Annotated in this window: 7 protein-coding genes; all 7 read left to right on the top strand. The window is 74.2% G+C overall.

The features are described 5' to 3' along the window. Nucleotides 1–55: 55 nt before the first annotated feature. The 7 genes from recO (at nucleotide 56) to G6N23_RS22405 (ending at nucleotide 15,178) form a co-directional block, all read left to right on the top strand. On the top strand, nucleotides 56–850 hold the full coding sequence (gene recO / locus G6N23_RS12860; protein WP_085259692.1) for a DNA repair protein RecO: 795 nt from the start codon (nucleotides 56–58) through the stop codon (nucleotides 848–850). 112 nt (nucleotides 851–962) lie between these two features. Further along, on the top strand, nucleotides 963–1,463 hold the full coding sequence (locus tag G6N23_RS22410; protein WP_268876944.1) for a hypothetical protein: 501 nt from the start codon (nucleotides 963–965) through the stop codon (nucleotides 1,461–1,463). Nucleotides 1,464–1,599: 136 nt separating this feature from the next. Further along, nucleotides 1,600–2,823, top strand: a complete 1,224-nt coding sequence (locus G6N23_RS12850) for a class I SAM-dependent methyltransferase (RefSeq protein WP_085259693.1) — start codon at nucleotides 1,600–1,602, stop codon at nucleotides 2,821–2,823. A gap of 82 nt (nucleotides 2,824–2,905) precedes the next feature. Beyond that, complete coding sequence (locus tag G6N23_RS12845; protein ID WP_085259694.1) at nucleotides 2,906–3,793, top strand: decaprenyl diphosphate synthase; 888 nt, start codon at nucleotides 2,906–2,908, stop codon at nucleotides 3,791–3,793. Continuing rightward, nucleotides 3,793–4,179 (top strand): hypothetical protein, encoded by a 387-nt coding sequence (locus G6N23_RS12840; protein ID WP_085259695.1) that lies wholly within the window; start codon nucleotides 3,793–3,795, stop codon nucleotides 4,177–4,179. Before G6N23_RS12845 ends, G6N23_RS12840 begins: the two co-directional genes overlap by 1 nt. Before the next feature lie 95 nt (nucleotides 4,180–4,274). After that, nucleotides 4,275–7,760, top strand: coding sequence for a PE family protein (locus G6N23_RS12835; RefSeq protein WP_157997520.1), 3,486 nt, complete (start codon nucleotides 4,275–4,277; stop codon nucleotides 7,758–7,760). A gap of 347 nt (nucleotides 7,761–8,107) precedes the next feature. Beyond that, nucleotides 8,108–15,178: a PGRS repeat-containing protein gene (locus tag G6N23_RS22405; RefSeq protein WP_157997521.1), complete on the top strand. Its 7,071-nt coding sequence runs from the start codon at nucleotides 8,108–8,110 to the stop codon at nucleotides 15,176–15,178. Nucleotides 15,179–15,184: the final 6 nt, after the last annotated feature.

The raw sequence follows: 15,184 nt of genomic DNA, 5'->3' as shown, positions 1-15,184 counted from the left end.
TGCCACGCCGGTGACCGTCCTCGAAACGGCCCTGCGGTGATGCGAAACTGGTGCGATGCGGCTGTACCGGGACCGGGCGGTGGTGCTGCGCCAGCACAAGCTCGGCGAAGCCGACCGGATCGTCACTTTGCTCACCCGCGACCACGGGCTGGTTCGCGCGGTGGCCAAGGGAGTGCGTCGTACCCGCAGTAAGTTCGGGGCCCGGCTGGAGCCGTTCGCCCACATCGACGTACAGCTGCATCCCGGCCGCAACCTCGACATCGTCACCCAGGTGGTGTCGGTGGACGCCTTCGCCACCGACATCGTCAGCGACTACGGCCGCTACACCTGTGCCTGCGTGATGCTGGAGACCGCCGAACGCCTGGCCGGCGCCGAACGTGCCCCGGCGACGGCGTTGCACCGGCTCACAGTCGGTGCGCTGCGGGCGGTGGCCGACGGCAGCCGCCCCCGCGAGTTGGTGTTGGACGCCTACCTGCTGCGCGCGATGTCGGTGGCCGGGTGGGCACCGGCGCTGACCGATTGCGCCCGTTGTGCCACCCCCGGCCCGCACCGGGCATTTCACATCGCGGCCGGCGGCAGCGTCTGCGGGCACTGCCGCCCGGCCGGTGCGACCACTCCGCCGCTGGGTGTGCTGGATCTGATGTCGGCGTTGCACGACGGGGACTGGGAGGCCGCTGAGCTTTCCACGGCGGCGCATCGCAGCCACGCCAGCGGATTGGTGGCCGCCCATCTGCAGTGGCACCTCGAACGCCGGCTGCGGACATTGCCGCTGGTGGAACGCGTTCAGCGGACAGCGGGATATGACGCCGAGGCTGGTACCGGGCCGCAGGCCACCGGCAGCGACGGCTGACGCGCGCCCCGATCGAACTGGCAATTGTGTCCGTTTCCCCGGGCTACCCGCCCGGCGACGGTAGGCTGATGCGACTTCACGATCCGAAGGCTCAATCTGGAAGGCAGGCCGAATGATTCACCACACCGGGTGGGGGCGCTGGGCGCACAACACTGCGCCGCGATACGCCGCCGGCCTCGGCGCAGCGGCGGGAGTCCTGCTGGTCGCGGGAATGGTCCCGGCGGTTGGTCCGGTCGCGCGGGCGGGCATCGAACCCGTCCCCGGTGTCGGGATGATGGCGCCCTTACCGGCTCATGCCCCGGGAGCCGACGGCGCTGACGGGGCCGACGGAGCTGACGGCGCCGCGGGTGCCGGCGGCAAGGGCGGCCAAGGCGGCAAGGGCGGCCAAGGTGGCAAGGGTGGCAAGGGCGGCGACGGTGGCCGGGGCGGGGCCGGTGGAGCCGGCGGTGCTGGTGGTGCCGGTGGTGCTGGTGGTGCCGGTGGCCAACCCGGCGCCGGCGGTGCCGGCGGTGCCGGCGGCGCGCCCGGAGCGGGCGGGACGCCCGGGCAGCCGGGGCAGCCCGGTCAGCCGGGTCAACCCGGGCAACCCGGGCACTCCGGACACACCCGCTGAGTTCGCAAAACATCATCAACAGGCGCGCCGGGTACGCCGCTCCGATGTGAGTCGCACCCGTCGCGCCGGCCCGAATAACCCCCGCTAGAGTCTGACTCGATCGCGGGGGGTCAACGCAACAAGGAGCCACAAAGAAGTGACTGACAACCCACGCGCAGACATCGTCTCCCGGCAGTACGAGCGGTGGACGTACCCGCCGCCCATCCATGACCTCCAGGCGTGGTCGGCGGGGAACTGGGAGTGGTTCGACCCGAGCCACGCGCACCGGGTGCTGTGGCCGGACCGGGAGTACCGACCGGACCTCGACATCCTGATCGCGGGCTGCGGCACCAACCAGGCGGCGGTTTTCGCCTACAACAACCCCAAGGCCCGGGTGGTGGCCGTCGACATCAGCCAGTCGTCGCTGGGGCATCAGCAGTACCTCAAGGACAAGCACGGGCTGTGGAACCTGGAGTTGCACCAGCTCCCGATCGAGGAGCTGTCCACGCTGGGCCAGGACTTCGACCTGGCAGTCTCGACCGGGGTGCTGCACCACATGGCCGACCCGAAGGCGGGCATGAAGGCGGTGGCGGACTGCCTGCGGCCCGACGGCGTCGCCGGCATCATGCTCTACGCGCGCTACGGCCGGATCGGCATCGAGATCCTCGAATCGGTCTTCCGGGACATGGGCCTGGAGCAGAGCGACGACTCGATCCAGACGGTCCGCCAGGCCATCCGGATGCTGTCCCAGGACCACCCGGTCCAGCCGTACCTGAAGATCGCAGGCGACCTCGCTTCGGATTCGGGCCTGGTGGACACGTTCCTGCACGGCCGGGCCAAGAGCTACGACGTCGACGGCTGCATCGACTTGGCCGCCTCGGCCGGACTCGAATTCCAGGGCTGGCTGCTCAAGGCGCCGTACTACGCCCATGATGTGGCCGCGCCGACGGGTGGCGGGTTCTACGAGAAGGTGAATGCGCTGCCCGAGGCCAAGATCTGGTCGGTGATGGAGCGCATCCACACCCTCAACGCACGGCACTTCTTCCTGGCGTGCCGCTCCGATCGGCCCAAGAGCAGTTATGTGATCGACTTCTCCACGGCCGACAGCCTCGACTACGTGCCGCTATTCCGCTTCAAGTGCGGCCTCAACGGCAATGAGATCTTCCGGCCGGGCTGGCGCATGCCGCTCAACCCGGCCCAACTGCCGTTCGTGCAGAGCATCGACGGCCGCAGGAGCATTCGCGAGATCGCCGCGAGCCTGGCGCAGGCCGGCGGGCCGACCCGGGCGAGCGCGGCGGATCTGGAGAAGTTCGGGCGGCGGCTGTTCCAATCGCTATGGCGTCTGGACTTCGTCGCGATGGACCTCAGTGCCGATTCCTGATCGTCGCGCTAACCGGTAAGCGGCGGCGGCGAATACGCGGTCGCCGCGGGCGGTGCGTTGCCGGTCGGGCAGGATAGGGCACATGGTGTTGAAGCGGGCAAATCGGAGGGTCAACTTCCCGCAGTTGCCCGCGGCACCCGAGGACTATCCGGTCTTCCCGGACAAGTCCACCTGGCCGGTGGTCTTTCCCCAGCTGCCGGCTCCGCCGGAAGGGGGACCGTGCCGTCCGCCGCAGCACACCTCCAAGGCCGTGGCCCCGCAGATCCCGGCCGAGGCACTGCCCAACCACGTGGCGGTGGTGATGGACGGCAACGGCCGCTGGGCCACTCAGCGCGGTTTGGGTCGCACCGAGGGACATAAGATGGGCGAGGCGGTGCTGATCGACATCACCTGCGGTGCAATCGAACTCGGCATCAAATGGTTGACCGTGTACGCGTTCTCCACGGAGAACTGGAAGCGCTCCGCCGAGGAGGTCCGGTTCCTGATGGGGTTCAACCGCGAGGTGGTGCGCCGCCGTCGGGAGAACCTCAATGCGATGGGTGTGCGGATGCGCTGGGTGGGTTCGCGACCGAAGATGTGGCGCAGCGTCATCAAGGAATTCGAGATCGCCGAGGAGATGACCGTCGGCAATGACGTCATCACCATCAACTACTGCGTCAACTACGGGGGGCGTACCGAGATCGCCGAAGCGGCACAGGCTATCGCCGCGGAGGCGGTGGCGGGCAAGCTGAATCCGAATCGGATCACCGAGGCTACCGTCGCACGGCATCTGCACCGGCCGGACATGCCCGACGTCGACCTGTTGATCCGCACCTCCGGCGAACAGCGGTCCAGCAATTTCATGCTGTGGCAGGCGGCTTACGCGGAGTACATCTTTCAAGAGAAGTTGTGGCCCGATTACGACCGCCGCGACCTGTGGGAGGCGTGCGAACAGTACGCCTCACGGCAGCGCCGGTTCGGGACGGCGTGATGGCCGAGCTGGCCGACCGCCTGGCCGCCGTGCTCGCCCCGGTTCTGACCACCGACGTCGAGCCAGACGGTGCACTGACCGTCCACTACGAGGGCACCCTGGCCTCCCTACGGGTGGTGCCGATCACCGACGAGCTGGAGCTGGTGTCGCTCACCCAGATCCTCGGCTGGGATCTGGCGCTGACCAAGAAGCTTCGCGAGCGGGCGGCCGAGCAGGCGCGGCTCAGCCAACTCGGGACGGTCACCCTGGTCGAGAAGGACACCAGGACCGCAGATGCCATGCTGCGCTACAACTTTCCGGGATCGGGCCTCACCGACGACGCGCTGTCCACGCTGGTTCTGCTGGTGCTGGCCAACGGCATCGACATCCGCGAGGCGCTCATCTGACCTGGGCTTCGTTGACGGCCCCCTCCAAGAGCACTAGCTTAACGTGATCTGAGTGTTCGCTGATCTGTCCCCAAAGGCGGGAGATTGGGGGCGGCGTGATAGCCAAGCATCGCGGCGGCCGGGCTGTCGTCTCTGCCGTCGGCACCCTGCTGGCATTCGGCGCGGCCCCGGCAGCCGTCTCGCCGGCGCGCGCGGACGTCGTCGATACCGACTGGCTACTCGACCTGCTGGCCCCCGAGCCCGCTCCGGCGGTCGCCTTTGACCCCGTCGATCTGAGTCACCTGTTCGACCAGTGGTTCTACACCCCGCTGCACGCCGGGGTGTCGGAGTGGCTCGACAGCACCGCCGGCCAGGAAATCGCCGCCGCGGTCAACGTGGTGCTCGGCAGCTTTGCCCTCGGCAACGGCGCGGCCGGTAGCGCCGATCATCTCGACGGGTTCGCCGGTGGCTGGCTGCTCGGTGACGGCGGTGCCGGGTACGACGGCGGCAACGGTGGCGATGCCGGGATGTTCGGCAACGGCGGGGCGGGCGGCGCCGGAACCGACGGCATGGCCGGCGGCGACGGCGGTGCCGGCGGCTGGCTGCTGGGCCGGGGCGGCGACGGCGGTGACGGCGGCGCCGGAATCGCCGGCGCGGACGGCGCGGCGGGGATCTTTGCAGACGGCGGCGAGGGTTCAGACGGCGGTGACGGCGGTGCCGGCGGCAACGGTGGCGTGGGTGGTCTGCTGTTCGGGATCGGCGGCCGCGGCGGTTCCGGTGGTGCTGCCGGGGCCGGGGGCAGCGGTGGCGCCGGTGCCGACGGCGTCGAGGGGCGCATTGACGGATGGGCGGGCGGCGCGGGCGGTAATGCAGGGGTTGCCGGCGCCGGGGGACGCGGCGGCACCGCCGGGGTGTTGGGGGCAACCGGATCGGCCGGAGCGATCGGGGCTGGCGTTACCGCGATCAGCGGCAACGGCGGCGCCGGTGGTAACGGCATGGACGCCGGCGTGGACGGTGCCGCCGGCGGCAACGGGGGTGCCGGCGGCTCCGGTGGCGATCACGGCGACGGCGGTGCCGGCGGCAACGGTGGCAACGGTGCCGCCGGCGCGCGCGGACCCGACGCCGCACCCACCGTCTCGGTGCTGTCCGCGACCTCGTTGACCGACGGCGCCGAGGGCGCGGCGGGACAGGCCGGCCAGACCGGTGGCGCCGGCGGGAACGGGGGTGCCGGCGGGGCCGGGGGCGCGATCGCCGGCAACGGTGGCGCCGGAGGACACGGCGGTGACGGCGGCCGTGGCGGCACCGGTGGTGTCGGCGCGGACGGCGGCGACGGCGTGCTCGGTGGAGATGGCGGCAACGCCGGGCTGGGCGGCGTCGGCGGTGACGGCGGTGCCGGGGGCCGGGGCGGCGACGGCGGTGCGGCCGCACACGGGCTGGCCGGTACCAACGGTGATGGCGGAAACGGCGGCGCCGGTGGGAATTCCGGTGCCGGAGGCAACGGCGGCGGCGGTGCCGACGGCACCGCCGCACACACCGCCGGAGGCAACGGCGGAAACGGCGCCGACCCCGGCGCGACCGGAGCGGGCGGTGCCGCGGGCGCGGCGGGGGCCGGCGGTCTCGCCGGCAGCGGTACAACCGGCGAGGCCGGCGCCGACGGGCTGCTGGCCACCGGCGGCGGCAACGGCGGGGTCGGCGGCCACGGCTACGACTACTCGGCAGCGGGTTCGGCGACCCGGTTCGCCGCGCTGGCGGCGACCACGGGCGGTGCCTCGACCGGCGGCGCCGGTGGTCTCGGCGGCAACGCCGCCACACTCAACGGGGCGGGCGGGGCCGGGGGCGACGGCGGCAACGGCGGTGCCGGCGGCGTGGGCGGAAGCGGCGGCTACCAGGGTGGAACCGGCGGCAAGGGCGGCGACGGCGGCGCCGGCGGCACCGGTGGAGCGGGCAGCCTGACCGGCGCCGCGGGCACCGGCGGCCGCGGCGGCAACGGCGGTGCCGGCGGTGCCGGCGGCAACTGCCTCGATCTGCCCGGTGCCAACTGTGCCGGCGGCATCGGCGCCGGCGGGGAGGGCGGCGCGGGCGGTGCGGGTGGCGCCGGAGGTGCGGGCGCGGACGGTACCGCCGGCAACCTGGCCGTCGGCAACGGTGCCGGTGGGGCCGGAACCAACGGCGGTGACGGCGGCCAGGGCGGCGTCGGGGGCCGCGGCGGTGATGCCGGCACCAACCTCGCCACCGGAGCGGTCGGCGTCAACGGCAATGGCGGTGCCGGGGGCGCCGGCGGTGTCGCCGGTGCCGGCGGCAATGGCGGTGCCGGGGCGGACAACACCACCGGAATCAACAGCGGCACTGGCGGAGCGGGCGGCCGCGGTGGCGACGCGGGAAACGGTGGCGACGGCGGTGGCGGCGGGGCAGCCGGAAGTGCGCCCGGCGGCGGAGGCGTTGCGGGCGTCACCGGTGCCGCCGGCGGGCTGCCGAGCGGGCACAGCGGCGACGGCGGCGACGGCGGACGCGGCTACGACCAGTCGGCCACTGGCGCTGCTGGGGGACAGGGCGGCCGGGGCGGCGACGGCGGCAACATCGGCAACGGCGGGCAGGGCGGCGCCGGTGGCAACGGGGGGCAGGGGACGACGGGGCAGAACCCGACGCCGAGCGGGACCGCCGCCGGCGGAGCGACCGGCACGAACCAAACGGGCAGCAGAGACGCGGGACCCGGAGGGCCCGGCACCAATGGCAGCACCACGACCGTCCAGATCGGAGGAACCGGCGGAATCGGCGGTAAAGCCGGCGGACTGCTCGGCGTGGGAGTCAATATCGGGGGCGACGGGGGTCGCGGTGGCGACGGCAGTCCGGGAGTTGCGGGTGCGCCGAGCGGAACCGGCGCGGCCGGCGGCGTCGGTGGAAACGGCGGGGCGTCCACCGTCGCGCTCCTGGGTCTATTGAGCACCGTGGTGGGCGGCGACGGAGGCCACGGCGGCACAGGTGGTTTCGGCGCGACCGGTGGTGTCGGCGGCGTGGGCGGCGCAGGTGGGGCCGGTGGTGCCGGCGGCTCGATCTCTGGTGACGGCGGTGCGGGTGGTCTCGGTGGGGCCGGAGGCCAAGGCGGAACCGGTGCCGCGGGCCTGGTCGGCGGAGCGGGCGGAACCGGCGGCCAAGCTTCTGGAACTCTGGACCTCGGCACCACCACCGGTGGTGGCGGTGGTACCGGCGGCAACGGTGGGGTGGGCGGCACCGGCGGGCTCGGCGGCACCGGCGGCCAAGGCGGTGCCGGGGGCACGGCGCTGCACGGGACGGCGGGCAGCGCCGGCGATGGTGGAGTCGGTGGTACCGCCGGAAACGGCGGCGTTGGTGGAACCGGCGGTGCCGGCGGCAATGGCGGCCGCGGGGTGTCCTTGACCGGTTCGCTGCTGGGCACGGATTCGCAAGGGGCCGCGGGCATCGGGGGCACCGGTGGGGAAGGTGGTGCGGCGGGAACCTCCGGCTCCGGAGGCGCTGCCGGTGGCAGCGGTGGCGCGGCGGGCGGAAACGGCGGCGCCGGGCAGCAGGGCCAGCACGGCGACGCCGGTGCGAACGGTTGTGTCGGCGGAGCCACACCGCCCTGCTGAGCAGGGCGCCCCGCCGATGGATTTGCGCCCGCTCGGAACCGGACCGCCACGTGAATTTCACTGATAAATCTCAGCTTTGTCCGAATTTGCGCTGCCGTTAGGCCTGGTCGATGAGACCCGGGCCAGGCCGCGCTGACTTCACCAAACCGTACTGCTGACCGCACATGCCTGGTGAGACCGGCTATGCGGGCGCGAGGTATAGGTAAAAGGTTGGCGAATCATATGAAAAAACTATGAAGAAAAACCTAGATTTTGTTTGAAAAAATTCTCCAAATACATAGACTCAGCGGTCTGATGTAACCAGTAATTCCCTAAAACGGACGCGTGGTCCGGATAGGAGACTCGGGATGACTATTGGGCGCCGCGTCACCGGACACCGAGTCTCACCCGCAGCCAGCAGGCGTCAGCGCCGCCGCGTGCTCGGCGCCGGAACCGCCGCCGGGGCCTTCCTGGCGTTCGGAACCGCACCGCTGGCCAGCGCGCCGCCGGCGCGCGCGGACCTGGACTTCAGCTGGCTGACCGACCTGTTCGATCCGGGACTGGCGCCCGATGTCGATGGCGGCCTGCTGACCGGAGCGGTTGACCTGCAGGAGTGGTTCGACTCGGCGGTGTGGACCGATCAGCTCCCCGGCCTGGCCCTGAGCTCCCCGGCCGAATGGGGCTCGACCGACTGGACCGCGCTCTTCGACCAGTGGATCTACACCCCGCTGCACGCCGGACTGCAGGACTGGATCAACAGTCCGTTCGGCACCCAGGTCGACACCGCGATCAACAGTGTGCTGGGTTCCTTCGTGATCGGCAACGGGGCCGCCGGCGACGCGACCAACCCGGACGGCGGCGCGGGTGGCTGGCTCTTCGGCGACGGTGGTGCCGGCTACGACGGCAGTGCCGACGGCGCCGCCGGCGGCGCGGGCGGCGACGCTGGCTTCCTTGGCAACGGTGGGGCGGGCGGCGACAGCGGCGGCGGCTTCACCGGTGGCGCCGGTGGAGTCGGTGGCTCGTTCATGGGTGTCGGTGGCAACGGCGGCGCCGGCGGCGACGGGGGCGCGGGCGCTTCCGGGGGCAACGGTGGCGCCGGCGGCGCCGGAATCGGTTGGCTGTTCGGCAGCGGCGGCGCCGGCGGTCTCGGCGGTGACGGTGGACTGGGCATCGCCGGAGTCACCGGGGCCCAGGGCGTCTGGGCGGCGGGCGGCGTCGGTGGGCTGGGCGGCGTCGGTGGCAGCGGTGGTGCCGGCGGAAACGGCGGAGCGGGCGGTTCGAGTTCGGCGCTGCTGTTCGGCGACGGCGGGCGGGGCGGCAGCGCCGGGAGCGGAGCCGCCGGTGGCAACGGCGGTGTCGGTGGGCTGGGCGCGGCCGGTGATTTCGCTGCTCACTCCACCGGTGCCGGCGGCGATGGTGGCGACGGGGGTAACGGTGGCGCCGGCGGCGCCGGCGGGCTGGCCGGCGCCGGTGGCCACGGCGCCCACTTCGGTAGTGCGGGGCTGGCCGGCGACGGCGGTAGCGGCGGGATCGGTGGCAACTCCGGAGCAGCCGGCGATGGCGGGGCAGGGGCCGCCGGCACCGCCGATCACGTCGACGGCGGCGCCGGCGGCAACGGCGGTGAGGTCGGTAAGGCCGGTGCCGGTGGGCTGGGCGCGACCGGGCTCGCGGCCGCCGGGCGGGCGGCCACCAGCGGTGGTGACGGCGGCGCCGGTGGAGCGGGCTGGACGTCGACCGATTCCACCCTCGACGGTGGCAGCGGCGGGGCCGGTGGCAACGGCGGCAGCTACGGAAACGGCGGAAACGGTGGCGCCGGTGGAGCCGGGGCGGCCGGAGACGACGGCGGTGATGGGGCAGCAGCGACCACGGCGGGGCAGCCCAGTACCTCGGGCGAGGTCGGCGGTGCCGGCAGCAACGGCGGAACCGGCGGCAACGGTGGGCTGGGTGGATCGGTCGCCGGCGACGGCGGCCAAGGCGGCGCCGGAGGCGCGGGCGGCGCCGGAGGCCGAGGTGGGCTGGGCGGCGACGGCTACGACGCCGCGACCGATGCCCATGCCGCCGGCGGCGCCAACGGCGGTGACGCCGCACTCGGCGGCAACGGCGGACACGGTGGTAACGGCGGCGCGGGCGGCAACGGCGGTGGTGTGGCGGCCGGCGGGTCCGGCAGCACCGGGGCCAACGGTGACGGTGGCGCCGGGGGCGCCGGGGGTGACGCCGGTTCCGGTGGTAATGGCGGCAACGCTGCCGACGGCACCGCCGGCCACGTCGACGGCGGTAACGGCGGGGCCGGCGCCAATGCCGGTGTGGTCGGCGCCGGCGGCCTCGGGGGCGCGGCCGGTACCGGCGGGTTGGCCGGCACCGGGATGGCCGGATCTGACGGCGCCGACGGCGTCAAGGGTCTGCTGGGCGGCAACGGGGGTGACGGCGGTGACGGATTCAACCGGTCACCGGTGTCGTCGCCGGTTCTCCAGGGTGGCTTCGCCGGACAGGCTGCCACCACCATGTCCGACGGCGCCCCGACCGGCCTGGCCGGCGGCAACGGTGGGTTGGGCGGTAGCGCGGCCTTCGACGCCGGTGTCGGCGGCGACGGCGGCAACGGTGGTTCCGGTGGCGCCGGCGGTGCCGGCGGATCCGGTGGCTGGGCGGCCGGCAACGGCGGTACCGGCGGGAACGGCGGCAAGGGCGGAGCCGGCGGGGAGGGCAGCTCCATTGCTGCCGGTGGCAAGGGCGGGGCGGGCGGTGCCGGGGGCAACGGCGGCGCTGGCGGCAATTGGACCGGCGACCAGTCCAGTCTTGACGCGGGCGCGCCGGGCACCGCCGGCAACGGTGGCAACGCCGGTGAAGGCGGCCACGGCGGCCAGGGTGGCGTCGGCTACATCGGTCAGCAGGGCGTGCTGTCCACCAACGACGGCGCCGGTCAGGCCGGTGGGCAGGCCGGTGACGGTGGGCAGGGCGGCGCGGGTGGCACCGGTGGCAATGCCGGCACCGGGGCCCACGACTCGGTGGGAATCAACGGCAATGGCGGGAACGGCGGCCAGGGCGGCAACGGCGGTACGGCCGGCTCCGGCGGTGAGGGTGCGACCGGCGACGCGACGCTGGCGATCAACGGGGGCGCCGGCGGCAACGGCGGCGCGGCCGGAACCGCCGGGGCGGGCGGTCACGGCGGCGACGGCGGCGCAGGTGGTTCGACCGCCGGCGGCAGCGCCGGCAACAACGGCTCCGGCGGCCAGGGCGGTAACGGCGGTGCCGGGGCCGGCGGCGGCGACGGCGGAGAAGGGGCGCAGGGGCTGGCCGGCATCGCGGGCTCGAACGGTGAATTCGGTGCCGGCGGCGACGGCGGGAACGGCGGCGACTCAGTGCAAGGCGGGGCCGCCGGCATCGGCGGCAACGCCGGCTCCGGCGGCACCGGCACTGCCGGCGCGGCCGGGGGATCCGGCAGCGCCGGTCAGAGCCTTTCGGCACCGGCGGGCAATGGTGGTGCTGGTGGTGCTGGTTATGACCCGTCGGCGGTGGGTTCTGGTGCGGCGGCCGGGGTTTCGGGCGGCAATGGTGGGGCCGGTGGTCATGGCGGCAATATCGGCAAGGGCGGTGACGGTGGTGCCGGCGGTTCGGGCACCGCGGGTGCCGATAACTCCGGGTCGGCCGGTGGAGCCGACGTTGATGGTGTGGCGCAGGCCGGTGGTGTGAATGGTTTGGCCGGTGGGAACGGCGGTGCCGGTGGTAACGGTGGGCTCGGCGGTAATGGCGGGTCGATCTCGGGTGCTGCGGGCAGTGGTGGTAGCGCCGGCAGTGGTGCCGCTGGTGGTGGCGGTGGTGCCGGCCTGGACGGGACGGCGGGTGCCGGTGGCGGTGATGCCGGAACGGTGCTGGGTAATGGTGGTGCCGGGACTGCTGGTGGTGTGGGTGGTCGTGGCGGTGATGGTGGCCTCGGCGGTAGTGGTGGTGCGGCGGGCAGTGCCACCAATGGGGCGGCCGGTTCGGTCGGCGCGAATGGTTCGGGCGGTTCCGGCGGTTCCGGTGGCGATGGTGGTGACGCCGGTGCCGGTGGCCAGGGTGCGCTGGGGGTGGCCGGGGTTGCCGGTGGCGGTGACGACGGTGCGGCGCTGGGTGGCGGTGGCAATGGTGGTGCTGCCGGCGTTGCGGGCACCGGTGGTGCCGGCGGTAACGGCGGTGCGGGTGGTTCGACTGGCGGCGCCGCGGCCGGTGCTGACGGTGCCGGCGGCAAGGGTGGTGCTGGCGGCGACGGGGCTGCCGGTGGTGGTGGCGGTCAGGGTGCTGCCGGTACCGCCGCTGATGCTGGTTTCGATGGTGTTGTCGGTTCTGGTGGGCATGGCGGTAATGGCGGGGATTCGGCTGGTGGCGGTGTCGGTGGTGTGGCCGGTCAGAACGGGGATGGCAGTACCACTCCGGGCAATGGGGGCAGTGACGGCGCTTCGGTGACCGGGCCGGCGGGCAATGGTGGTGATGGTGGTGCTGGTTATGACCCGTCGGCGGCGGGTTCCGGTGCGGCGGCGGGGACCAACGGCGGCAATGGTGGTGCTGCCGGCAACGGCGGCAATATCGGTAAGGGCGGTGACGGCGGCGCCGGTGGCTCCGGCACCGTGGGGGCCGATAACTCTGGGTCCACGGGCGGCGCCGGCATTGGCAACGTCGACGGTTTGGCCGGCGGACATGGTGGCGCCGGTGGTAACGGCGGCGTCGGCGGCAATGGCGGATCGACCTCGGGTGCTGCGGGCAGTGGTGGTAACGCCGGCAGTGGCGCCGCTGGTGGTGGCGGTGGTGCCGGCCTGGACGGGACGGCGGGTGCCAACGGTGGTGCTGCCGGGACGACGCTCGGCAATGGTGGTGCCGGCACCGCCGGTGGCCTGGGTGGTCGTGGCGGCGACGGTGGCACCGGCGGTAATGGTGGTGCGGCGGGCAGTGCCACTAACGGGGCGGCCGGTTCGGTGGGCACCAACGGCACGGGTGGCTCCGGTGGCCAAGGCGGTGATGGCGGTAACGCCTCTGCCGGCGGGACCGGCGCGCTGGGCGTGGCCGGGATTGCCGGTGGCGGTGACAGTGGTGCGGCGCTCGGTGGCGGTGGCAATGGTGGTGCCGCGGGCACCGCGGGCGTCGGGGGTGCCGGCGGCAACGGTGGTGCGGGTGGCTCGACTGCCGGTACTGCTGAGGGTGCCGACGGTGCCGGCGGCAAGGGTGGTGCTGGCGGCGACGGGGCTGCCGGTGGTGGCGGCGGTCAGGGTGCTGCCGGTACCGCCGCTGATGCTGGTTTCGATGGTGTTGTCGGTTCTGGTGGGCACGGCGGTAACGGCGGGGATTCGGCTGGTGCCGGTGCCGGTGGTGCCGCCGGCCAGAACGCGGATGGCAGTACCACTCCGGGCAACGCGGGCAGTGCGGGCACCGGGGTGAGCGGACCGGCCGGCAACGGCGGTGACGGCGGTGCCGGTTATGACCCGTCGGCCGCGGGTTCCGGTGCGGCGGCGGGCACCAGCGGCGGCAACGGTGGTGCTGCCGGCAACGGCGGCAATATCGGTAAGGGCGGCGACGGCGGTGCCGGCGGTTCGGGCACGGCGGGAACCAACGGTGCCGCGGGGACGTCGGCCAGCGTCGACGGCGGCTCGGGCGTCAACGGCGGCTCGGGCGGCGCGGGCGGCAACGGCGGACTCGGCGGTTCGATCTCCGGCGACGGCGGTATCGGCGGCGCCGGCGGTAACGGGGCGGTCGGCGGTAATGCCGGCGCCGGCTACAGCTTCGCCGGTACCACCGGCGGGACCGGCGTCAATGACATGGACGGCCAGGCCGGCGGCGACGCCGGCGGCGTCGGGAACGGTGGCAACGGCGGCCAGGGCGGTAACGGCGGCGGCACCGCGGGCGGGAGCGGCGCTCTCGGGGCGAACGGTGATGGTGGCAACGCCGGAGCCGGTGGCAACGGTGCTACCGGTGGTGACGGTGGAGCCGGTAAAGCCGGGGTAGCCGGCCAGACCATCCACGGCAGCGCCGGCGGCGGCGGCAACGGCGGTGCCGGCGGCGATTCCACCCAGGGCGGCGCCGCCGGCACCGCGGGCGCGGCCGGCGCCGGCGGGGCGGCAGGCACCGGCAGCGCCGGCGACACGGCTTCCGCCGGCACCGGCGTGGCCGGGCCGGCCGGCAACGGTGGTGACGGCGGCGCCGGGTATGACCCGTCAGCGGGCGGTGCGCCGGCGGGAACTTCCGGCGGTAACGGCGGTGCCGGCGGCGACGGCGGCAACATCGGTAAGGGCGGCAACGGCGGCGAGGGCGGCTCCGGAACCGCGGGCACCGACAACTCCGCGAACACCACCGGGTTGGCCGGCGGCGAGGGCGGCTCCGGCGGTGATGGCGGTCAAGGCGGCAACGGCGGCTCGATCTCCGGCGCTGCCGGGATCGGCGGCAACGGCGGTACCGGTGCGGCCGGCGGCGGCGGCGGAACCGGCACCGCCGGCTCGGTAGGCACCTCGAGCGTTGTCGCGGGCACCCAGGGCGGCGGCGGTGGCGACGGCGGCGACGGCGGCCACGGTGGCAATGGCGGCGCCGGCGGAAAAACATTGGGCGGCACCGGCGCCCAGGCGGCCACCGGCTCCGGCGGCGACGCCGGCCTCGGCGGGACCGGGGGCCAGGGCGGCACCGGCGGCGCCGGCTACGCCGGCAACGACGGCGTCAACACCGGCGCCACCACCGCCAACGGCGAATCCGGAAGTGCCGGCGGCACCGGCGGGATCGGCGGCCGGGGCGGCACCGGCGGCAACGGCGGGACCGGCAGCACCGTCGGCGCCAACGGAAACGGCGGCCAAGGCGGCCAGGGCGGTACCGGCGGCAACGCCGGGGCCGGCGGCGACGGCGGTAACGGCCAATCGGGCATCGCCGGCGGGACCGACACCGGCTCCGCCAGGGGCGGGGGCGGTACCGGCGGCAATGCCGGCACCGCCGGTGTGGGCGGTACCGGTGGCGCCGGCGGCGGTGGCGGCACCACCGCCGGTGCCGGAGGCACCAACGGCAGCGGCGGCGTCGGCGGTGCCGGCGGCAACGGAGCCCTCGCCGGCGACGGCGGTGACGGGGCGCAGGGCGTCGCCGGAGTGGCCGGCGGCGGCGTCGGTGCCGCCACCGGCGACAACGAAGGTGCCGGCGGCAACGGCGGCAACGGCGGTACCACCAGTTTGCGGGGCGCCGGTGGTTCCGGCGGCGCAGCCGGTACCGGTGGCGCCGGCGGCGGGGGGACGGCAGGCGGTGCCGGCACGGTCGGTAGTAACCCGGCGCCGCTGCCGGCCGGCAACGGTGGCGACGGCGGCGACGGCTACGACCCGTCGGGGACCAACAGCGGCGCCTCCGGCGGCAACGGCGGTAACGGCGGAAACGGCGGCAACCTCGGCCGAGGCGGTGAAGGTGGTGCCGGCGGCAGCGGTGCCAGCAACGGCTCGCCCGGCTGATCGGTA

The sequence above is a fragment of the Mycolicibacter terrae genome (genome assembly GCF_010727125.1).
Lineage (GTDB): Bacteria > Actinomycetota > Actinomycetes > Mycobacteriales > Mycobacteriaceae > Mycobacterium > Mycobacterium terrae.
This window is presented reverse-complemented; position numbering and strand designations above follow the sequence as displayed.

What these genes read in the sequence shown, in the direction of transcription:
- recO (WP_085259692.1), top strand. Translation starts at nt 56, where the DNA reads ATGCGGCTGTACCGGGACCGGGCGGTGGTGCTGCGCCAGCACAAGCTC.
- G6N23_RS22410 (WP_268876944.1), top strand. Translation starts at nt 963, where the DNA reads ATGATTCACCACACCGGGTGGGGGCGCTGGGCGCACAACACTGCGCCG.
- G6N23_RS12845 (WP_085259694.1), top strand. Translation starts at nt 2,906, where the DNA reads ATGGTGTTGAAGCGGGCAAATCGGAGGGTCAACTTCCCGCAGTTGCCC.
- G6N23_RS12840 (WP_085259695.1), top strand. Translation starts at nt 3,793, where the DNA reads ATGGCCGAGCTGGCCGACCGCCTGGCCGCCGTGCTCGCCCCGGTTCTG.
- G6N23_RS22405 (WP_157997521.1), top strand. Translation starts at nt 8,108, where the DNA reads ATGACTATTGGGCGCCGCGTCACCGGACACCGAGTCTCACCCGCAGCC.